We start from the raw sequence: 19,878 nt of genomic DNA, 5'->3' as shown, positions 1-19,878 counted from the left end.
CCGGGCCGCTGACCGTTGGATCGTAACCCATCGAAGCATCGTGAGCTGATCTTCGTAGCAGGATCACGGTCGGCATCTTCATGAGGCCCGCATTGTTGAATGAGCATCAGGCTCGCATTCAAGGGAGGACCGAGAAGATGAGCAAGCGTAGCACAATTTGCGGCGGCATCGATACAGGCAAGCGGAAGCTCGATGTGGCGCTGCATGGAAGGCCGGAACGGTTGCAGGTAGCCAATACGGCCGAGGGGCACGAGGAGTTGTTGGTCTGGTTGCGGCAGCATCGGGTCAAACGGGTCGGCATCGAAGCCACTGGCGGCTACGAGCAAATGGTGGTCCGGCGGCTGCGCCAGGACCGTTTCGTGGTCGTCGTGTTCCAGCCCGCGCAGGTGCGCGCCTATGGGCGCTTTCATCTGAGGCTGGCGAAGAACGACAAGATCGATGCTGCCTTGATTGCGGCCTGCACGTCGGACGTCGAGACCATCCATGCCGCACCAGACCGGCGTCTGGCAGAATTGGCCGAGTTGCAGACCCAGATCGACCAGATCGTCCGCACGATGGCACGGTTCAAAAACCATCGCGAGTCCTGCCGCGATGACGGTCTGCGGCAGCTCTGGGACGACGAGATTCGGCGATTCCGCGGGCTTTTCCGGCAACGGCTCAAGCAACTGGTGGCGGCAATCCGTCAGCATTCCGATCTCGCCAAACGGCTCGACCTGATCCTCAGCATCGACGGCATTGCGTTGCGCAGCGCAAGCGCCATCGTGGTGCGCATGCCGGAGATCGGCCAGCTCAGCCACGGCCAGGCCGGCGCGTTGGCCGGGCTTGCCCCCTACGATGACGACAGTGGCGAGCACATCGGCGATCGCCACATCGCCGGTGGCCGTGAGCGGTTGCGCAATAGTCTCTACGTCGCAGCATGGATCGCCGCGCTGCGCTGGAACCCGCACCTGACGGCGCTCTACAAGAGGCTGCGCGCCGCTGGAAAGGAGCACAAGGTTGCAGTCGTCGCGTGCGCGCGCAAGCTGCTGATCTTCGCCAACGCGGTCGTCGCTCGCGGTACGCCATGGGAGGTCCGCACCATCGCCCCTTGAGTTCCCGGCGAGTTCGCCAGAGCAACCACTCTTCCGTCTCGCCTTCGTTTCTTGGTTCGACCGGAGTGGCCGTTTCTTCGTCCCGACCTGCTTCAATCCGTGACGCCGCGCGCAGACGTCGTCAAGGATGGCCGTCGCGCATTGCTCAACGCAGGCTCCGCGGCTTCCAGGCCACTCCTTGACGACGGCAAGCGCGGCGTCACACTGCAGCCGGTCGGGGCGCGCTCATCCGCGTCCAACTTGATAGTTGCTACTAGGCCGCGATCAGCCGCTCGATTTCGGCCACCGGATGCGAGGTCAGCTCCTTCGGGACTTCGGCGGCGATGCGTGCGCTGACCTCTGCATGGAAGGCCTTGCGCAGGTCCCCGAGGATTTTCGGCGGCGCGATGACGATTAGCTTGTCGAAGCGATTGGCGTGGGCATGCCGATAAAGCGCGTCCGACAGCTCCGTGGCAAACCGCTCTTTGGCAATGTGATGCCAGTCGGATTCCTCCATGGCGCTGCGGGCAGCGCCGACGCTCGCGTTGGTTCGTCCCGGCCGATCCGTGCCCTGCGCGCGCGTCGGCGGATTGTCGCGTTCGAGGATCTCCTCGACGACGAGCGAAACGCGCTGCGGGTTGCCTCTGTTGCGCAGGAAGAGAGCTTTTTGACCGTCGCCGACGAGAACGAGTGCGTTGTGGGGGACGCGCAATTCAGGTTCCGTGGCCATTTTCTGGATGCTCCCGATCGGCGGTTCGCCTGGAGATTGCGTGAGGCGCCTTGGGGTCGTTGCCCGACGTATAACGCGGCAGCATAGATGTGGTTCGCGCAAGCGGGGCCGTTTGGCCGGCCAGCGCTGCCCAGGCCATGGTGGCGCACCGAAACATTATGTCGATAGCGGGAACAGCGGCGCAAAGACCCCGTTTGACCAGAGTCGGGAGGCGCGTTCGCCTGTTCCGCCCCTTCCGACGCAAGGCAGCCCAAATCGGAAGGAAGTCGCCATGGAGATCCGTAATTTCAGGGAAATGTTCCTGGTCGAATTGCAGGAGTTCGTCAGTGCCGAAGAGCAGCTGTCCGGCGTGCTGCTGCGCCTGGCGGGCGCCGCCTCGCATCCTTCGCTCAAGCGCGCCCTGATCCATCACCGTGCCGAGACCGAGACGCAAGTCGCACGGCTGGAGACGATCCTGGTGAAACACGGCGCCGATCCGAAGGCGCATGTCGACCAGGCCATGCAGGCGCTCGTCAACGAAACCATGAAGATGCTCGCCATGCTCAAGACCGAAAATCTGCGCGATGCAGGCCTGATCGCGTCGGCCCAGCGGATCGAGCATTACGAGATCGCCGCGTATGGCACGGCGGCGGCGCTGGCCGGCCAGCTCAACCTGCGTGACGAGCAGAAGATGCTGCACCTCAGCCTCGAGGAAGAAAAGCGGACCGACGTGCTGCTGACCCAGCTCGCCAAGGGCGAAGTCAATCGCGACGCGCTTGCGGCGTAAAACGTCCGGCCGTCGGTAACCGGCCCGGCTTTTACTTGTGACGCCCGCAGGTCCACGGGCGTCGGGAGCAATGCACAGGTGGCGCCTGTCTAATTTGATCTCGATCAAGTTCCCTGAGCCCGTTACCGGTACCAAGGACGGCGCGTGGACGCCGCACGTCCACGCCCCCCAACTCGGCCGCCAGGGATCACCGCTTCCTTGGCGGCTCGCTTCTTTTTGAGGTCATCCTTCCTTTGGGGCCATGCTCCGGCGGCTCCGCTCTCAGGGATCGATCAGCACCCCCGGATTCATCATCCCCTTCGGATCGAGCGCGCGTTTCGCGCCGCGCAGCGCGCGGGCGAACAGCTCGGGCCGCTGCTTGTCGTCGACGGGCGGTTCAACCCGGCCGACGGCATGGTGATGAGTGGTGGTGCCGCCGTGTTCGACGGTTGCCGCCGTGCAGGTCGACAGCACCTCCATGAACTGGTCGAGCATGATCCGCTTGTCGAGCAGGCCCCCGAAGGTGAAATACAGGCACGGTCCGTCGGGATAGACGTGCGTGAAGCGGCAGGTGACGGTGCCTTCGCGCCCGGTGACCCGCTTGATGGTGTCGTGGGCGATCCTGGTGATCTTGCCGTGGAAGTCGCGGAAGCGCTCCCACGTCATCGACGTCTCGAACGTCGATGAAAGGATGCCGCGCGCCACCGCATGCTCGCTGTAATGCGGCGCGCGGATGAACTTGTTGCGCCAGGCGCCGGCGGCGCCGGAGCGGTGCGAGTTCTCGTCCTCCAGCGCGGCGGCATCAGGCACACCGCCACAGTCCCGGCAGATTTCGAGCGCGCGGTCCATCCAGGCATCGAGCGGATGGTCGGCCGACTCGAAGGTCAGCATCAGCACCGCCTCTTCGTTGTCCCAGGGGATGTCGGGCAGCGCCTCGCGCGCCTCCAGCAGGCGGCAGTTGGCGGGATAGAGGCCGGCCTGGGTGATGCCGCGCACCGCGTCGGCGCCCGCATAAAAGTTCTTGAAGCGGACGCTGGTCGCCGCACGAAAACCCGGCTTCTTGCGCAGCCGCATCCAGGCTTCGGTGATGATGCCCAAAATGCCCTCGGAGCCGATGAACATGCGGTCGGGGCTCGGTCCCGCACCGGAGCCCGGCAGGCGGCGCGTCTCCAGCGTGCCAACGGGAGTCACCACGCGCGTGCTCTCCACGAAATCGTCGATGTGGGTGTAGAGCGTCGCGTAGTGGCCGCCCGAGCGGGTTGCGATCCAGCCGCCCAGCGTGGAGCAGCGATAGGCCTGCATGTAGTGGCGCATCGTAAACGGCGTATCGCGCAGCTGCTCCTCGATGTGCGGTCCGTACACCCCGCCCTGGATGCGCGCGGCCTGGCTTACGGGATCGACTTCCAGCACCTTGTCCATGTGGCGCATGGAGATCGTCACGACTTTCTCGAACGCCGGAGAAGGTTCGATGCCTTTCACCACCGAGGAGCCGCCGCCATAGGGAATGGCCTTGGCGCCGATCCGGTCGCACCAGTCGAGGACGCGGACGATGTCCTGTTCGTTCTCCGGAAACGCCACGGCATCGGGTGGATTGGGTACGGAGCGCATGAACATCCGGCAGGTATCGAACCCCGCCTTGCCGTAGCTGTGCTCCAGGCGGACAAGATGATCGGTGCGAACGATCGGCTGCAAGCCCGCCGGCACGTCGACACGCGGCGCGCGCAGCGTGATCTCGTCAGCCCTGGGGGGCGGCGTCACGTCGAAACCGGAGACGCCGTAGCGCCTGGCGATATCGGCTTCCCAGGGCCTGATCTCCTCCGCCGTCAGGTCTTCGTCGGCGTAGCCCCAGGCATAGAACTTCTTCTGCCGCCTCATCTTCTGAACTCCCGGATCAACGCTGCACCTCCTCGATGGTAGCGGCTATCGGGACAGGCCGGAAGCGGAACGCATCCTCTCACGCAGGAGCGCGCGGCGTCACCGCTGGCTTTTTCCAACCGCCGGACCCGGCAATATCTTTCGCATCAGCAGACTGCCGCCCGAATGCGGCAATCTCGGAGAGACGGCAAGCTCGGCAATCCCGACCTCGGAGAATCCATGACGCTTGTACAGCTTGATCGCCACGACATTGTCGACCCACACGTGCAGGCTCAGGCGGGATAGTCCGGCTTCCAGGCTTGCAACTTCGGTCAGGGCGATCAGATGCGTGCCGACACCGTTGCCGCGATAGTTACCGGAGACGGCGATTGCATTGAGGAACATGCTGCCCCGATCGCGCAACCGCAGCATCGGGCTGATGTGATCGAACCGGTCCGACACCAGAGAAAGAAAGGTCTCCTCCGCGAGCGAGTCGGTCGGGAAGAAGTTGGCCGCGCCCACCACCCCGGCCGATGCGCTGCTTGCGACCAGGCAGTTCTCATAGGACAGCGGACCGCCGCTCATGCCCACGCCGGCAGCGACGATATCGATTGCGCTGACCAACGGAATCAGGTCGTCGAAGAGAAACTCGTAGAGACCGCCTCCGGCCTGGCAGATCAGATCGGCAATCGCACGACTGTCGCCCGGCACCGCCGGCCGGTAGACGAGCTGTTCGTCGCTTGGGCGTCGCTCTCGCGAGATTTTATCCATGACGGCCCGAGATCGGTCAGTCAGCGACCGGTGCAGCAATCATCGGCTTGCACGGACGAGTCCCGCAAGCGACAGCCCGGCGTCGCCGCCGGACATTCTCGCTATTCTTCGCTCCAGGGCCAGCGCCAGTGGCGCCACCCCCATCTGCGCGGACCTGCCGCCTCGAGCATCGTCTTCTGCTTGTCGTCGAGCGCGTCGTAAAAGGCCTGGAACGCGGGGCGGACGGTCTTGATGGCCTGCTGCATCGCCTCGAGCCGCTTCTCGGCCAGCGCCAGCCGCTCGGTAGGCTTGGAAGGCGGCGTGGCCGGGCAGTCCTTGGTGATGATTTCTGCCGCCTTCGCCGATGCGGCCTTGAGATCGTTCAGTAGTGTTTTTTGCGCGTCGGTCGGCTTGAGGGTGCCCTCGAACTGGGAAATACGCCATTCGGCGAATCCGGCCATGCGAGGGTTGCAGAAGAAGCCGAATCCGCGCCCTCCCATCATCCCGGGGCCCATCATCATGCCGGGCCCCATCATGCCCGGTCCCCCTCCGGGTCCGCCGGAGCCAGGCTGCGCGGCTGCAAGCGAGCCGCATGCCGTCGTCAGCAGCAAAGCCGCCATCACGGTCCTTGCTCGATTTCGCATCGTGACGCCTCCTTGAGATTGAATGAGGCAGCCTATGCCGAGGCAAACCCCGGCGCTCTGATCTGGCTCAAGCCGACCGATCGGTCCTCACGGAGAACGCTCCCAAAGGGCAAGCGCACCAAACAAAAAGCCCGGCGCGACGGCCGGGCTTTTCGTTTCAGTCTTTATCGCCATCCTTTCAGGCGGCTTCGTCCTCGACGGCGGCATCGTCACCCTCCGCGTCGAGATCGTCGCCGTCGGCGTCGCCCTCGGCGCTGCCTTCGGCTTCGGTCTTGGCGCCGCGGCGCGGGCTCTTGGCGAGCTGGCTCTCGATTTCCTTGATCGCCTCGGTCTCGGTCGAGTGCTGCACGACGGCGATCTCGCGGGAGAGCCGATCCAGCGCCGCTTCATAGAGCTGGCGTTCCGAGTAGGACTGCTCGGGCTGCGATTCCGAACGATAGAGGTCGCGCACGACTTCCGCGATCGCAACGATATCGCCGGAGTTGATCTTGGCTTCGTATTCCTGGGCGCGGCGCGACCACATCGTGCGCTTCACGCGCGCACGACCCTTGAGGGTTTCGAGGGCCCTCTTGACCAGCGCCGGATCGGACAGCTTGCGCATGCCGACATTGGCGACCTTGGCGGTCGGCACGCGCAGCGTCATCTTGTCCTTGATGAAGTTGATGACGAACAGCTCGAGCCTGGCGCCTGCGATCTCCTGCTCCTCGATGGCGAGGATCTGGCCGACGCCGTGCGCCGGATAGACCACGAATTCATTGGTCTTGAAGCCCTGGCGCTGGGTCAGCGGCTTCTTTTCTTCCACCTTCGGCGGCACCGCCGGCTTCACGGCGGCCTTGGGAGCGGCGGCCTTGGGAGCGGGGGTCTTGGGAGCGGGGGTCTTGGGAGCGGGGGTCTTGGGAGCGGCGGCGGTCTTTGCGGCGGCTACAGGCTTGGCAGTTTTCGCGACAACCTTGGCGGCAGGCGCCTTCGAAGCAGACGACTTCGATCCGGCCGCTTTCGCGACAGTCTTGGCATTCTTGGCTGGCATTGCGCTTCTTTTATTGGAGGACTTTGCAGCCGCCGCCTTCTTCGGCTCCTTCACGGACGCCTTGGCACGGCCCTTGGATGCGCTGCGGCTCGCCGCAGCGGCTTTCTTGGTGGTCTTGGAAGCACTCTGTTTACGCGTTTTCTGTGACACAGCCTGCGCGCGGAAAACGGCCACGCCCCTGTTCAAGGTTTTTGACGGGAACCCATAGGGGCCAAGCGGGGCTGACGGGTTCGGTTAGATTGTGCCCAATATAGCACATTTTCCGCAAAAATCAATGATTTACGCCCGATTCCGGGCGCATACGGGGCCGTTTTGACACTCTGTTACGGAATTAGGGTTAAAGGCGCGCCCTTTATTAGGGCCGATTCGGCCTCAACTGGGGATTTAGGGCCACCCGCGAATCAGTCGCCAGTCCCGGGGTTCTTGGAAAAATATTTCTCGAACTTGCCTTCGACCCCGTCGAACTCCTTCGCGTCGGGCGGCGAGTCCTTCTTCTGGGTGATATTCGGCCAGCTCTTGGCGTATTCGGCGTTGACCTCGAGCCACTGCTCCAGCCCCGGCTCGGTGTCGGGCTTGATGGCGTCGGCCGGGCATTCAGGCTCGCACACGCCGCAGTCGATGCATTCGTCCGGATGGATCACCAGCATGTTCTCGCCCTCGTAGAAGCAATCGACGGGGCAGACCTCGACGCAATCGGTGTACTTGCACTTGATGCAGGCTTCAGTGACGACGTAAGTCATCCAAGGCTCCGGAACAGTCTTATTTCTCGCGGCAATTTCCGGGGGCGTTGCTAGCGCAGGATGTGCGCTGCCGCAAGGGAAGCGGATAGCCGAAACCAGGCGTTTTCGCGCATCCCTGCCCGCCTCAAATAGTTACTTGGGACCGGCTTGCAAATCCTCGTACAGCGCGCGTGCCGCCGTCGCATCGCCGCGCCGCTCCGAGAAGCCGATCACCTTCATCAGCCGCACGCCGCGATCCAGCGAAATCGTGAGGACGTCACCGGGCTTCACGGCATGGCCCGGCGATTTCTCGCGCGTGCCGTTGATACGGACATGGCCGCTCTCGACCAGGCTAGCGGCACTGGTGCGGGCCTTCACCACCCGCGCATGCCACAGCCATTTGTCGAGACGCTGCTTGTCCAATCGCGATCTCTGCCTGACGCGCTATTCTTTCCGCGCGAGCTGCTCCTTGAGCGCCGCGAGCTTGGCGAAGGGCGAATTGGGATCGGCGGCGCGATTGTCGCGCGGATTGGCCGATGTCGCGTATTGCCGGTGCGAGGGACCGCTCTCGCGGTCGCGGCGTCCGCCCTTGTCGCGATCGCGTCCGCCACCTCCCTTGCGATCGAACTTGTCGCGGCGCTCGTCGCGCTCCTTGCCCTTGCCCTCGGAACGCTCGCGGCGATCGCCGCGCTCCTCGCGCTTGTCGTCACGCTTGTCTTCACGCTTGTCTTCACGCTTGTCTTCACGCTTGTCCTGGCGCGGCGCGCCCTCGCCGCCTTCGCGGGGCTTCCTGAACTCGCGGTGACGGTCGCGGCGACCGCGATGCTCGCCGCTCTTCTCGCCCTCGGCGGCAGGAGCTGCGGCTTCGCCCGAAGCGGCCTGCGCGCCCTCGCCCTTGCGTTGATGGCGATGACGGCCGCCGCGCTCGTGGCGCGGGCGGCGTTCCTCGTGACGGCCGCCGGGACGCCAGACTTCGACCAGCACCGGCTCGGCGGCGGCTTCCGCAGCGGCGGCGGCGGTTGCTTCGGCGGCGGCGGTTGCTTCGGCGGCAGGGGCTTCCGTTGCAGCGGCCTCGGAAGGGACAGCTTCGCTGACGGAAACTTCGGCGACGGAAACTTCGGCAGACGAAGTCTCCTCGACAATTGCCGTCTCCGCGGCAACTTCCATCGCAACGGCTTCCGGCGCTTCTTCGGCAGCGGGCGCTTCCGCAACCGGCTCGGCCTTGGGCGCGGCAGGAGGCGCCGCTTCCACCGGAGCGGGCGCCGGCACCACATTGTCATTGGCGGGCGGGGCGATGTTGAGCTCGGGCGGCAGCGCAGGCGCGGCATTGTCTTGTGCCACGGCTTCCGCCGGCGGCGTCTCGGCGGGCACCGTCTCCACCTTCTCGGCCGGCTTCTCCGGCAGCGGCGGGCGGCGGTCCATGCGATAGCCAAGCGCGCGCAGGATCGAGGCAAAATCCTCGCCGGCAGAACCCGTCAGCGAGGTCATCGCCTGCGTCACCACAAAACCGCGGCCGTCGAAGGCGCCAGCCGGCTTTTGGCCCGGCGAAGTTTCCTTCCAGGCCAGCGCCGGGCGGATCAGGTCGGCGAGGCGCTCCAGGATGTCGACGCGCACCGCGCGCTCGCCGCACTGGCGATAGCCGAGCATGCGATAGGCATCGCGCGGCAGGGTCTTGTCGACTGGGAACGAGGTGCGCCCGGAGCTTGCCAGGTGCTGCGCGCTGGACAGCGCGGCAAGATCGACATTGTCCTGCTTATCCGCCCACAAGAGCGAAGCCAGCGAACGCGCCGCAGGTTTCAAGAGCTGCGGGAAATAGATGTGATAGGCACCGAACCGCACGCCGTATTTGCGTAAGAGCGCCCTCGAAGGCTGGTCGAGATCCTTCATCTCGGCCGCGATCCGGTTGCGCTCGAGCACCCCTAACGCCTCCACCAGCTGGAACGCGATGCCGCGGGCGATGCCGGTGACGTCCTCGGCCTTGGACAGCGCAAACAGCGGGCCGAGCAGCTTTTCGATATGCGTCTTCAGCCACAGATCGAGCCGTGCCTGCACCGCCTCGCGCGGCGCGCCGGTCAGCCGCTCGTCGGAAATGATGCGGACGCGCGGATGCAGCGCGTCTTCCGTCGCAACCAGTTTCGCCACGGCATCGCCGGTCCAGCGCATGGTGCCGTCGGAGGTCAGGATGAACTGATCGTCCGGCGCAGCGGCAAGCTTCTCCGCCCGCGCGTCGATCTCGCGCGCCAGCACCTGTTGCGCAGCCGCCTGCAGCGCCTTGGCGTCGCCGCCGGCCTCCGCCGCATCGGGCGCAAAGGTAAAGCCGTCGAGCCGGCCGATGGTGTGGCCCTCGACGATGACTTCGCCGGTCTTGCCGATTTCCGTATTCAAACCCGTATTCTCCCGCAGGCGGCGCATCAATACACTGGTACGGCGGTCAACGAAACGCTCCGTAAGGCGTTCATGCAGCGCATCCGATAATTTATTTTCGACCTCCCGCGTCACGCCCTGCCAGTGCTCGGGGTCGGCCAGCCAGTCCGGCCGGTTGGCCACGAAGGTCCAGGTGCGGATCTGCGCGATCCGGCCCGACAGCGTGTCGATGTCGCCGTCGGTGCGGTCGGCCTGGTCGACCTGGGTCGCATACCAGGCATCGGGAATGCGGCCCTTGCGCATCAGGTGGCCGAAGATCCCGGTCACGAGCTCGGCATGCGCCGCCGGCGATAGCTTGCGGTAATCTGGAATGGCGCAGGCGTCCCATAGCCGCTCGACGGCCGAGGCGCCATGCGCGAGATCGCGCACCTCTCCATCGCGCGCGGCATGGTCGAGCACGCGCATGTCCTCGGCGATCGGCGCCCTGGTGAGCGCCTCATGCGCGGGCGGCAGCGCCAGCGACACCTGCAGGGAACCGAGCGAGGCGAAATCCAGCTTCGCATTGCGCCATTGCAACGTCTTCACGCTGTCGAAGGAGTGGTTCTGCAGCGCGTTGACCAGCTCCGGCTCGAACGGCGCACAGCGCCCGGTGGTGCCGAAGGTGCCGTTGCGCGTGGCGCGCCCCGCGCGGCCGGCGATCTGCGCGAACTCGGCCGGCGTCAGGCGGCGGAACTGATAGCCGTCATACTTGCGATCGCTGGCAAAGGCGACGTGGTCGACATCGAGATTGAGCCCCATGCCGACGGCGTCGGTGGCGACGAGAAAATCGACGTCGCCGTTCTGGAACATCGCCACCTGCGCATTGCGTGTGCGCGGGCTGAGCGAACCCAGCACCACCGCCGCGCCGCCATGCTGGCGGCGGATCAATTCGGCAATGGCGTAGACTTCGTCCGACGAGAACGCGACGATGGCGGTGCGCCGCGGCTGCCGCGTGATCTTGCGGTCGCCGGCGAATTACAATGTCGAGAGCCGCGGCCGAGTGATGATGGACGCGCCCGGCAGCAGCTTCTCGATCATCGGCCGCATGGTGGCGGCCCCGAGCAGCAGCGTCTCGTCGCGCCCGCGCCGGTGCAAAATGCGGTCGGTGAAGACGTGCCCGCGCTCGAGATCCGCGGCGATCTGGATTTCGTCGACGGCGAGGAACGACACGTCGATGTCGCGCGGCATCGCTTCCACGGTCGACACCCAGTAGCGCGGCGATTTCGGCTTGATCTTCTCCTCGCCCGTGATCAGCGCGACGCTCTCGCTGCCCGCGCGGTCGGCGATCTTGTTGTAGACCTCGCGCGCGAGCAGCCGCAGCGGCAGGCCAATCAGCCCCGAGGAATGGCCGAGCATCCGCTCGATCGCCAGATGCGTTTTGCCGGTATTGGTCGGCCCCAGCACGGCGGTAACGCCGGCGCCGGGCGCCCGTTCATGACTGAGCGAGGCGTGGGAAGGAGAGAAGGCCATGTTTTCGAAGGGGTTCTTGTCTCACTTTGCGACGGCTGGAACTCGTTTGCGCCGCGCTTTTAATGCTTGCGAACGAGTCTGGAACGAAAGGCGCCCGAATCGCTGACTCCCGCCTCCTTCCCGCTTCGTTCACCGCAACATCTCGCGTCCGGATGCAGTGACGGCACTAGATCAAGTTTGGAGGATGCGAACAAGGCGGTGTTTTGGGCGGCGATTCCTTAAAACTTGCGAGGGCCTGAGTCGAATCAGAATGGGCCAGGAGTCAATGGGGATTTGGGGCTCCTAAGCGGCGTCACTTTCCACTCGTCGTGCCCGGGCTTGACCCGGGCATCCATCCCAGAAGAAAGCGCAGCGTCCTTGCTGGATGGATTGCCGGGTCAAGCCCGGCAATGACACATCGTCACTGCGTCTTCGCCACGCGCGGCGGCAGCGCGACCGTGTTGAACTGCGTCGCCTCCAGCACGGCGGGACCGAACGGCGTCGGGATGGTGAGGCGGAACGGCACCAGCACGCGCGTGCCTGCGATCGGCACCAGCACGATCTCCATGCGCCGCTCGGCGGTGAGGTATTTGATCACGGGCCGGTCGGCGATGTAGCCCGCGACCGGCGTGAAGTAGATGGCGCAGACCACCGCCGGGCCATGATAGCCCTTGTCGGCCTTCACCGTTTCCATGCGCTTGAAATCGAGCTTGAGGTCGTAGCGCAGCCGGCCGTCGAACACCGATGAGCCGCCGCGGCAGGCGTCGGGCCCCAGCACCTCGCCATTGCCGGCCACCTTCACCAGCGAGCTCGTCATCGGATCGACCACGCCCTTCTTGTGCGCCTCGGTCACCACGATGCGGTCGGCATCGACCGGCGGCTCCGGCACGATGGCAAAATCCTTCACGGCGCCACCGGCAAGGTTGATTTTGATGGTCTCGCTCTTCTTGGAATTGACGGTGGCGGTATAGGCCGCCGGCACCAGCGCGCCATTGACGATGCGGCCCTGCACGGAACCCGACCCGGTGCCGCCGGAAAACGCCTTCAGAAGCCCCGCGGTCGCGCCCTGTGCGGACGCCGAATAGAAATCGTCCGATATCTCGATGCCCCAGGTGCCGCGGCCGACCGCGATGCCGGCGAGCGAAGCCTCGTAATGCGCCTCGACCTTGCCTTGCGCGAACGCCGGCAGCGGCGCCAGCATCAGCACGGCCGCCGTGCAAGCGCCGGCGATCCCGGCTTTCGCCGGGCGTGGCAAATCAAGGCGGGCGGCAATCCCCAAAGGCTGGTCCTGTTCTGGGCGCGAGCTAATGGTCATCTAAGCAGCAATTGCGGCCCGGCAACTCTCTAAAATAGGCGGCCCATCCATGTCGGCGCGGATTGCGCCCTTTATATGGTAGGTTAAGGCCCTGAAATCTAAGCGAAACCGCGTCGCCCGCCGCACTTTCCCGGCCCAAAAACCTTGACGCCGTGCTGCCTGCCCCCTATACGTCCGCCCGTTCCTGGAAATGGACGAGTTTTTGGACCCCCGCGGGCGCGGCGCGCGCCGATCAACGGGCGGGGATGGAAGAGGATATTCCGATCATGTCGCGGCGCTGTGAACTGACGGCCAAGGCCCCGCTGGTGGGCCACAAGGTGAGCCACTCCAACATCAAGACCAAGCGGCGCTTCCTGCCGAACCTGTGCAACGTCACCTTCATCTCCGACGCGCTCGGCCGCAACGTGCGCCTGCGCGTCTCGACCAACGCGCTGAAGAGCGTCGACCACAATGGCGGCCTCGATGCGTTTTTGCTGAAGGCCCGCGCGGCGAGCCTGTCGCCGCGGGCGCTGGAGCTGAAGCGCCAGATCGAGAAGAAGGTCGGCGGCGCCGCGGCGGAGAAGAAGGCGAGCTGAGGGATTTGAGCTGGGGCTAGCTGGGGCGGAAGTAGCGTCCGGTAGCGTAGAGCTTAGGCGTCAGAGTTTGAGTTTGGTAGCGGCCGGGTCGGAGACGACCCGGCTGTTTTCGTTCTTAAGTTGGCCCCATCGCCCGGTGTTCCTCTTTGCACCGGCTAACGCTCTCGCTATGATCGCAGCCGCGAGCAACTCAACCGGGGGGTAGTGTTGGCGATCAATGTTAATACGTTGCGGGAGATCGCGAACCAACGTGACCGATATCAGACTCAACTCAATCGTTTGAATGCAATCGGCAAACAAACGTCGTGCGTCGAGGCGGCGGTTGCCAGCGCGTGCGACACGTTGCAGAGCGGCACAACGTCGTTCGTAATCTACGGTGAACCGCAGAGCGGCAAGACAGAGATGATGATCTGCCTTACCGCAAAATTGCTTGATGACGGACATCGTATCGTCATTCACCTGCTGAACGACAGCGTTCAACTCCTCCAACAGAATCTCGATCGCTTTCAGCGATCCCGTCTATCGCCAGCGGCTCGCAATTTTTCTGACGTGGTTGACCCCGAATACTCGCTGTCCAGCGGATACCACGTCATCTTCTGCAAGAAGAATGCAAGTGACCTTACCAAGCTGAACCAAAAACTCGAAAAGGTGCGCGACAAGGTCATTATCGACGACGAGGCCGATTTCGCTACGCCAAACGCTCTTATCAACAAGGGCGACGTTACGCGCATCAACGCCCTCATCAAACAGCTGATAAGCCATGATGGCATCTATATCGGTGTGACGGCGACGCCTGCCCGGCTGGATCTAAACAACACGTTCGACAATGACAACGAAAAGTGGGTCAACTTCCCACCTCACGATGCCTATACCGGTCAAGACGTCTTCTTCCCTCTGGATCAGGAGGAAGTTTCCTTCTCGCTGCAAACGTTGCCGGATACAGACGACAGCCCAAAGTATCTTCGCGAAGCGATCTTCCGATTCTTGATTCGCGCCGCTGCGCTTAATCTCGCTGCTGGCACTGACGACAACTTCTCAATGCTCATTCACACCAGCGGGAAAAAGCTGGATCACAGGTCTGATAAGAAGCCCATCGATGACGTCATGAACGCGCTAGCCGACGTTCACTCCAAGAAGTTCGAATCTTACGCGAGTCAAATCGAAAAACTAGCAACTACGCTTTACGGAGACGATCAGGCTCCTCGCATCGTCCACTATATTGTTCGTCATTGCGACCAAACCACCACAATAATCATGAACAGCGAACGGGACAAGAATGTCGACTTCAAGTCGGCCACTACTCCCGCTGCTATGTTTACGTTCATCATTGGCGGCAACATCGTCTCTCGGGGGGTCACCTTCGACAACCTTTTGTCGATGTTCTTTACTCGAGATTCAAAGCACAAGATTCAGCAGGATACCTATATCCAACGAGCCCGAATGTTCGGCTCGCGCAGGAAACACCTCCCATATTTTGAACTCACTATCCCCGAGCAGCTGTATCTCGATTGGCATCGCTGCTTCGTTTTTCACAAGCTTGCCCTTGAAGCCATAAAGACCAAGAAAGGCTCTCCTGTCTGGCTTGCGGATAGCCGCATTGCCACCGCCGCTTCTACCAGCATCGACAAGGCGAACGTTGATCTCGATAGAGGCGAGATGAGCTTTCCAATCTTCGACTACTCGGAGGAGGTCAAGCGCATTATTGGCCGGACAAACGATCCCTTATCCTGTCTTAGAGTAATGCAGGCTGAAATCGGGGCCGACGCATTACCAGACTACTTGATTCGATATGTTGAACGCCTGTTACCAAGCGGACCGAGCTCGATTGCAATTCACGAGTCAGGCCGGGTCGAGAATATGCGCGATGCCGACCCCGTAAAGATCGAACGCAAGAAGGGCTTGTTTGGACAGGCCAAGCGCGATGCTCCGGACGCCTTGCACCATTTCAAGGTTTTCTTTAACGATCAAAAGAAAGCTCGTCTCGTGTATCGCTTCAATGGCAACATTTCGTTTCTGAAGAATGTGAAACATGCTGGATGATTACGAATTCTACCAAGGCGTCGTTCTTCGGCGACTGGTCATCGAAAGCGACTTCTCGATTTCCTTTCGACCGTTTGAGCGTCAAGGACGCATCACCGCATTCGTTGTGAATAGCCGGGTAGGCGTATACGTTAAGCACTCCGCTAAGCGGATGTCGCCTTGGCGTTTTACCTTCACGATTGAGCAAGCCGCCGACCTCCTCGACTTGGAGCATAAGTTTCCGGACTCGTTTGCTGTGTTCGTGTGTGGAACAGATGGTCTTGTTACCCTGTCATTCGCCGACCTGCACACTATCGTAAGTTTCCAAGAGAGCGAAAATGCGTGGGTGAGTATTAATAGGCCACCTCGCACTCAATATGAGGTTGCTGGAAACAGAGGTGAATTGCAGTACAAGGTGTCGAGGGGGATCAGCGTAATTCCTGAAACTATGAAAGAGCGCGTGCGGGAGCGATATGCTGCCGGCTAATCACACTCGTTCGGCACAACATGAAACCGAAAGTTTGTTGGGCCAAACATGAGCAAGACATTCAAGAAGACCATCTATGAGGCGCTGGGGCGCGAGCCGGTTCACCCTTTTCCGGCCAGGATGGCGCCGGGCATTGCCCTCGATATTGTGGCGCATGAGCCGAAACCCATTCGTGTGCTGGATCCAATGATGGGATCAGGCACAGTGCTTGCTGTGGCACGCTCCTGCGGTCACACCGCAATTGGCATCGATATCGATCCTTTGGCGGTACTGTTAGCTCGGGTTTGGACAACATCCGTCGATATAGCCGGGGTCGAAGACAAGGCTATCGAAGTCTTAGAGCGGGCCGGAAGGCGGTTGGATAACTGCAAGTTGCACGATGCTTACCCGCGCTCGGCCGATCTCGAGACACGTAGATTCATTAGATACTGGTTCGATGGCTACACGCGTCGTCGGCTGACCTGCCTCGCCGAAGCAATACATAGCGTTAGGGACCCCAATCTTCGCGACACCCTTTGGTGCGCCTTTTCTCGTCTCATCATAACAAAACAAGCCGGCGCTTCCTTGGCGATGGATTTGTCCCATAGCCGTCCCCACAAAGCGTTTACTCGCGCACCGATTGATCCCTTCGACAAGTTTCTCCTCGCGGTAAAGCAGGTTCTCAAGAACTGCATCAGGAACGATCAGCAGGACAGAGGGCCAGCAACGAGAGTTAAGTTGGGCGACGCGCGTCGGCTCCCGCTACATAGCGGAACTATCGATCTCGTCTTGACTTCCCCCCCCTATCTCAACGCGATCGATTATATGCGTTGCAGCAAGTTCTCTCTCGTCTGGATGGGTTACTGCGTCGGGGAGCTTGGAGAAATTAGAAGCGATAGCGTTGGCGCAGAAAGCAGCGACAATGCTGCGCGTGAAAATGAAGAGATCAAAAGGATAATCGCTGCGCTACGGCTTAGCCCGAAACTCTCTTCCCGGCACGAAGCCGTTCTCGCTCACTATATCGACGACATGCGTGTCGCCGTCGCGGAAGCGGCACGCGTGCTCTCGCCCGGTGGAAGAGCAGTTTACGTTGTAGGCGAAAACACGGTTCGAGGAACCTTTATTCCGAACGCTAAGATCGTATCTGCGGTGGCAGAGCTGTCAGGTTTGCAAGCTGAGAGTCGTCGGGCGAGGCATTTACCTGCAAATCGTCGCTACTTGCCTCCGCCCACCTCGCAGAACGCCCCCGACTCCCTCGGAGCGCGCATGCGCCGCGAGGTCATTCTTTCATTTTCGAAAGCTGCGTAGCTCTGAGTACGCAGAGTAGAGTTGCTAAGACCCTTCCTCAGGGAGGGCCGGGCGCCGCAGACGCAGTTGTCGCTCGTGCTCAGCCTGACGAAATCGCTCCTCTTGCTCACGGAGCTGATATTCTCGTCCAAATTCTATCTCGCCCTTCGCAATTTGCTGTTCAACAAGTAAGCCCTTCATGCCGAAATAGACGAACTGACCGCCAGCAATGATCCCATTTGGGGGAACGAAGACCAAGATAGCTCCCACAATTACGCAGCCGAGAAAGATTGGGCCGTATTTAGTTCCTTCCATGGCCTACCTCCGAGGGGGTAACGAGCACAGAATAGTAACCCGCGTTTCCCGCCACTTACATCGATTCCATAAATCGGCTGGAGCCTCCGTAGGTTAAAGCTTGCCCTATCTGGTGCGAAGCAAGAATTTTGATCGAGTCAAGTGATTCGTGCGAACTCCGAAAAAAGGACGCAGGAAAACCGCGGGCGACGAGAATGCTTCGCGGCGAGATTTTATTTGAGTACAACTACAGCTATCATGGCAACGCCGGCTGAAGTCCGCTGGTGGCGCGCGGCGCGCGGGTAGCGTTGCTGGATGGGACGAGCGCGGCCGTGCCGGGGCAGCGATCGACGCTGTGAATGGGTGTCGTCCCTGCGAACGCAGGGACCCATAACTACCGGCGTGAGACTGGCACGCGATGGAGCTCCAGCTTCGCTCATCGACTCGGTCCTGTGGTTATGGGTCCCGGGTCGCGCTTCGCTTGCCCGGGACGACAGTGGAGAGTGGGGGACACCAATGACCGAATCAACCGCCCGCAACATCGTCATTCTCTGCGACGGCACCGGCAACGAAATCTCCGAGAACATCTCCAATGTGCTGAAGCTGTATCGCTGCCTGCGCAAGACGGCGAAGACGAGCCCGCGGCAGTTCGTCTATTACGATCCCGGCGTCGGCACGCTGGCGCAGCCGAGCACCTGGCACAGGCTGCGCGCCAATATCAGCCTGGTGCTGGGGCTCGCCACCGGCTACGGGCTCGACGACAACGTGCTGTCGGCCTACCAATTCCTGGTCAACCACTGGCAGGAGGGCGACCGCGTCTATCTGTTCGGCTTCTCGCGCGGCGCCTATACGGTGCGGGTGCTGGCCGGGCTGATCCACAAGATCGGGCTCATTTCGCCGGAGCAGGTCAATCTCGCCGGCTCAGGGCAGATCGCCTACAAGCAGTTCTCCACCGACGCGCCGGAGCACGGGCTTTCCGCGCTCACCGATGCCGGCAGCGACGAGGACGGGCCGCTGCCGACGGCCTCGTTCGACAACGCCGCGCAGTTCGCCCGCATCACCTCGGCGCGCTGGCCGGCGATCGAGTTCGTCGGCGTGTGGGACACGGTGGCGAGCGTGTTCGTGCCGCGGCGCGACCGCTGGATCTTCGTGCTCAGCATGGAGGAGCTGGCGTTCACGACGGAAAATCCCAGCGTGAAGGCGTTCCGCCAGGCGATGTCGATCGACGAGCGGCGGCGCATGTTCCGCATCAAGCCGTGGGACGACCCGCAAACCTTCCTGTTCAATCCCTACGCGCCGGATTCCAGCCGCAAGGAGCAGGACATAATGCAGGTGTGGTTCGCCGGGGTGCATGCCGATATCGGCGGCGGCTATGCGGAGGCGCAGAGCCAGGTGTCGAAATATCCGCTGCTGTGGATGATCGATGAGGCACGCAAGCACGGGCTCGAGGTCAACCCGCGCACGGTGAACCAGCTCGCCTGGGGCAAGTCGCGCAAGAACAGCCCGTTCAAATACGTCGCGCCGGATTATGCGGCGAACATGCACAATTCGATGAACTTCGCCTGGCGCACGCTGGAAGCCTTTCCGAAGAACGACAAATACAAGGAATGGCCGGAGCGGCGCTCGCTGCTCGGCCACTACATCCCCTGCTGCGAGCCGCGCTTCATTCCGGATGGTGCGGTGATTCACGAGTCCGTGCTCAAGCGGATCGAGGCGCGGAGCGACTACGCACCGGTCAACATGCCGAAGACCTACAAGATCTTCGACATGCCCGAGCCGCCGGAGGATTCGTAGGGCGGATTAGCGCCAGCGTAATCCGCCCTGCGGGACCCATAACCACGAATGCGCATTGTGGAAGCACGCTGGAGCTCCACCGTCGCTCAACCACTGAACCCTGTGGTTATGGATCCCGGATCGCGCTCGCGGAGCCTGTCATCGGGCGCGCATTCGCGCGACCCGTTGGCTCGCTTGTCCGGGACGACAGCGAGGTATGTGGCACCAGCGCGCCCTACGCCCCCTTCTGCAGCATCGCCTTGAAATCCGCGCGGGCGCGCTTGGCCTCGGCGCGCGCCACGTCGGATGCATCGACAAGGCCGAAATAGCCGTGGATCAGCCCTTCGCCCGGATGATACTTCACCGCCACGCCCGCCTTCGCCAGCGCGTCGGCATAGGCCTTGCCCTCGTCGCGCAGCGGATCGAACCAGGCGGTGGTGACGATGGCGGGCGCGACGCCGGCGAGATTTTTCGCGCGCAGGGGCGAGACGCGCCAGTCCGTGCCGTGGGCCTTGTCCTCGAGATAATGGCCGCAGAACCACTCCATCACCGCGCGCGACAGGAAATAGCCTTCGGCATTCTCGGCGCGCGAGGGGAAGCGCGCGTTCTCGGCGCTGTCTGAGAAATTGCCGAGCACGTCGGTGACGGGATAGGCGAGGAACTGCGCGGCGAGCGCGATGCCGGCATCGCGCGCGGCGCGCGCGCAGGTGGCGGCGAGAGTGCCGCCGGCGCGCTCGCCGGCGACGCCCATCCCCGCC

Annotated in this window: 17 protein-coding genes and 1 pseudogene; 7 read left to right on the top strand and 11 right to left on the bottom strand. The window is 62.7% G+C overall.

The window, feature by feature from the left end:
* Positions 1-137: 137 nt before the first annotated feature.
* Complete coding sequence (locus tag ACT4OC_RS24475) at positions 138-1,091, top strand: IS110 family transposase (RefSeq protein ID WP_444841618.1); 954 nt, start codon at positions 138-140, stop codon at positions 1,089-1,091.
* Positions 1,092-1,344: 253 nt separating this feature from the next.
* On the opposite strand, the gene ACT4OC_RS24470 is transcribed toward ACT4OC_RS24475, so the two are convergent.
* A complete protein-coding gene (locus ACT4OC_RS24470) occupies positions 1,345-1,800 on the bottom strand; it encodes a host attachment family protein (RefSeq protein WP_444841617.1) in 456 nt (151 codons plus the stop codon).
* A gap of 271 nt (positions 1,801-2,071) precedes the next feature.
* On the opposite strand from ACT4OC_RS24470, the gene ACT4OC_RS24465 reads away from it, so the two are divergent.
* Positions 2,072-2,566: a YciE/YciF ferroxidase family protein gene (locus ACT4OC_RS24465; protein WP_444841616.1), complete on the top strand. Its 495-nt coding sequence runs from the start codon at positions 2,072-2,074 to the stop codon at positions 2,564-2,566.
* 261 nt (positions 2,567-2,827) lie between these two features.
* On the opposite strand, the gene ACT4OC_RS24460 is transcribed toward ACT4OC_RS24465, so the two are convergent.
* From ACT4OC_RS24460 to ACT4OC_RS24425, 8 genes and pseudogenes are all read right to left on the bottom strand, one after another.
* A complete protein-coding gene (locus tag ACT4OC_RS24460; RefSeq protein ID WP_444841615.1) occupies positions 2,828-4,420 on the bottom strand; it encodes an FAD-binding oxidoreductase in 1,593 nt (530 codons plus the stop codon).
* Between the two features lie 99 nt (positions 4,421-4,519).
* Positions 4,520-5,170, bottom strand: coding sequence for a GNAT family N-acetyltransferase (locus ACT4OC_RS24455; RefSeq protein WP_444841614.1), 651 nt, complete (start codon positions 5,168-5,170; stop codon positions 4,520-4,522).
* Positions 5,171-5,271: 101 nt separating this feature from the next.
* Positions 5,272-5,685 (bottom strand): Spy/CpxP family protein refolding chaperone, encoded by a 414-nt coding sequence (locus ACT4OC_RS24450; RefSeq protein WP_444841613.1) that lies wholly within the window; start codon positions 5,683-5,685, stop codon positions 5,272-5,274.
* A 286-nt stretch (positions 5,686-5,971) separates the two neighbouring features.
* The gene (locus tag ACT4OC_RS24445; protein WP_444841612.1) at positions 5,972-6,820 is read right to left on the bottom strand and encodes a CarD family transcriptional regulator; all 849 of its coding nucleotides are present in this window, start codon (positions 6,818-6,820) and stop codon (positions 5,972-5,974) included.
* Positions 6,821-7,221: 401 nt separating this feature from the next.
* Positions 7,222-7,560, bottom strand: a complete 339-nt coding sequence (gene fdxA / locus ACT4OC_RS24440) for a ferredoxin FdxA (RefSeq protein WP_444841611.1) — start codon at positions 7,558-7,560, stop codon at positions 7,222-7,224.
* A gap of 132 nt (positions 7,561-7,692) precedes the next feature.
* Positions 7,693-7,962 (bottom strand): RNA-binding S4 domain-containing protein, encoded by a 270-nt coding sequence (locus ACT4OC_RS24435; protein ID WP_444841610.1) that lies wholly within the window; start codon positions 7,960-7,962, stop codon positions 7,693-7,695.
* Between the two features lie 21 nt (positions 7,963-7,983).
* Positions 7,984-11,412: pseudogene (locus ACT4OC_RS24430) on the bottom strand (helicase-related protein).
* A 400-nt stretch (positions 11,413-11,812) separates the two neighbouring features.
* Positions 11,813-12,592 carry a DUF3108 domain-containing protein gene (locus ACT4OC_RS24425; protein ID WP_444841619.1) on the bottom strand — a complete coding sequence of 260 codons (780 nt, stop codon included), beginning with the start codon at positions 12,590-12,592 and terminating at the stop codon, positions 11,813-11,815.
* A 380-nt stretch (positions 12,593-12,972) separates the two neighbouring features.
* On the opposite strand from ACT4OC_RS24425, the gene rpmB reads away from it, so the two are divergent.
* The 4 genes from rpmB (at position 12,973) to ACT4OC_RS24405 (ending at position 17,074) form a co-directional block, all read left to right on the top strand.
* Complete coding sequence (gene rpmB, locus ACT4OC_RS24420) at positions 12,973-13,281, top strand: 50S ribosomal protein L28 (RefSeq protein WP_444841609.1); 309 nt, start codon at positions 12,973-12,975, stop codon at positions 13,279-13,281.
* A 207-nt stretch (positions 13,282-13,488) separates the two neighbouring features.
* Positions 13,489-15,321, top strand: coding sequence for a Z1 domain-containing protein (locus ACT4OC_RS24415; RefSeq protein WP_444841608.1), 1,833 nt, complete (start codon positions 13,489-13,491; stop codon positions 15,319-15,321).
* Positions 15,311-15,787: a hypothetical protein gene (locus ACT4OC_RS24410; protein WP_444841607.1), complete on the top strand. Its 477-nt coding sequence runs from the start codon at positions 15,311-15,313 to the stop codon at positions 15,785-15,787. The genes ACT4OC_RS24415 and ACT4OC_RS24410 overlap by 11 nt, the downstream gene beginning before the upstream one ends.
* A 48-nt stretch (positions 15,788-15,835) precedes the next feature.
* On the top strand, positions 15,836-17,074 hold the full coding sequence (locus ACT4OC_RS24405) for a hypothetical protein (RefSeq protein ID WP_444841606.1): 1,239 nt from the start codon (positions 15,836-15,838) through the stop codon (positions 17,072-17,074).
* Between the two features lie 24 nt (positions 17,075-17,098).
* On the opposite strand, the gene ACT4OC_RS24400 is transcribed toward ACT4OC_RS24405, so the two are convergent.
* A complete protein-coding gene (locus ACT4OC_RS24400; protein ID WP_444841605.1) occupies positions 17,099-17,368 on the bottom strand; it encodes a hypothetical protein in 270 nt (89 codons plus the stop codon).
* A gap of 495 nt (positions 17,369-17,863) precedes the next feature.
* On the opposite strand from ACT4OC_RS24400, the gene ACT4OC_RS24395 reads away from it, so the two are divergent.
* A complete protein-coding gene (locus ACT4OC_RS24395) occupies positions 17,864-19,141 on the top strand; it encodes a DUF2235 domain-containing protein (protein ID WP_444841604.1) in 1,278 nt (425 codons plus the stop codon).
* Positions 19,142-19,355: 214 nt separating this feature from the next.
* Here ACT4OC_RS24395 and ACT4OC_RS24390 read toward each other — a convergent pair.
* Positions 19,356-19,878, bottom strand: a 523-nt coding sequence (locus ACT4OC_RS24390) for an alpha/beta hydrolase fold domain-containing protein (RefSeq protein ID WP_444841603.1), incomplete at its 5' end; no start/stop codon positions are given.

Origin of the sequence: Bradyrhizobium sp., from assembly GCF_052389815.1 — a bacterium.
GTDB lineage: Bacteria > Pseudomonadota > Alphaproteobacteria > Rhizobiales > Xanthobacteraceae > Bradyrhizobium.
The sequence above is the reverse complement of the archived record's forward strand: the minus strand, read 5'-3'. Positions and strand labels throughout refer to the sequence as shown.

What these genes read in the sequence shown, in the direction of transcription:
- ACT4OC_RS24405 (WP_444841606.1), top strand. Translation starts at nt 15,836, where the DNA reads ATGAGCAAGACATTCAAGAAGACCATCTATGAGGCGCTGGGGCGCGAG.
- ACT4OC_RS24450 (WP_444841613.1), bottom strand. Translation starts at nt 5,685, where the DNA reads ATGATGGGGCCCGGCATGATGATGGGCCCCGGGATGATGGGAGGGCGC.
- ACT4OC_RS24445 (WP_444841612.1), bottom strand. Translation starts at nt 6,820, where the DNA reads ATGCCAGCCAAGAATGCCAAGACTGTCGCGAAAGCGGCCGGATCGAAG.
- rpmB (WP_444841609.1), top strand. Translation starts at nt 12,973, where the DNA reads ATGTCGCGGCGCTGTGAACTGACGGCCAAGGCCCCGCTGGTGGGCCAC.
- ACT4OC_RS24455 (WP_444841614.1), bottom strand. Translation starts at nt 5,170, where the DNA reads ATGGATAAAATCTCGCGAGAGCGACGCCCAAGCGACGAACAGCTCGTC.
- ACT4OC_RS24400 (WP_444841605.1), bottom strand. Translation starts at nt 17,368, where the DNA reads ATGGAAGGAACTAAATACGGCCCAATCTTTCTCGGCTGCGTAATTGTG.
- ACT4OC_RS24465 (WP_444841616.1), top strand. Translation starts at nt 2,072, where the DNA reads ATGGAGATCCGTAATTTCAGGGAAATGTTCCTGGTCGAATTGCAGGAG.
- ACT4OC_RS24475 (WP_444841618.1), top strand. Translation starts at nt 138, where the DNA reads ATGAGCAAGCGTAGCACAATTTGCGGCGGCATCGATACAGGCAAGCGG.
- fdxA (WP_444841611.1), bottom strand. Translation starts at nt 7,560, where the DNA reads ATGACTTACGTCGTCACTGAAGCCTGCATCAAGTGCAAGTACACCGAT.
- ACT4OC_RS24410 (WP_444841607.1), top strand. Translation starts at nt 15,311, where the DNA reads ATGCTGGATGATTACGAATTCTACCAAGGCGTCGTTCTTCGGCGACTG.
- ACT4OC_RS24395 (WP_444841604.1), top strand. Translation starts at nt 17,864, where the DNA reads ATGACCGAATCAACCGCCCGCAACATCGTCATTCTCTGCGACGGCACC.
- ACT4OC_RS24460 (WP_444841615.1), bottom strand. Translation starts at nt 4,420, where the DNA reads ATGAGGCGGCAGAAGAAGTTCTATGCCTGGGGCTACGCCGACGAAGAC.
- ACT4OC_RS24470 (WP_444841617.1), bottom strand. Translation starts at nt 1,800, where the DNA reads ATGGCCACGGAACCTGAATTGCGCGTCCCCCACAACGCACTCGTTCTC.
- ACT4OC_RS24425 (WP_444841619.1), bottom strand. Translation starts at nt 12,592, where the DNA reads ATGCTGGCGCCGCTGCCGGCGTTCGCGCAAGGCAAGGTCGAGGCGCAT.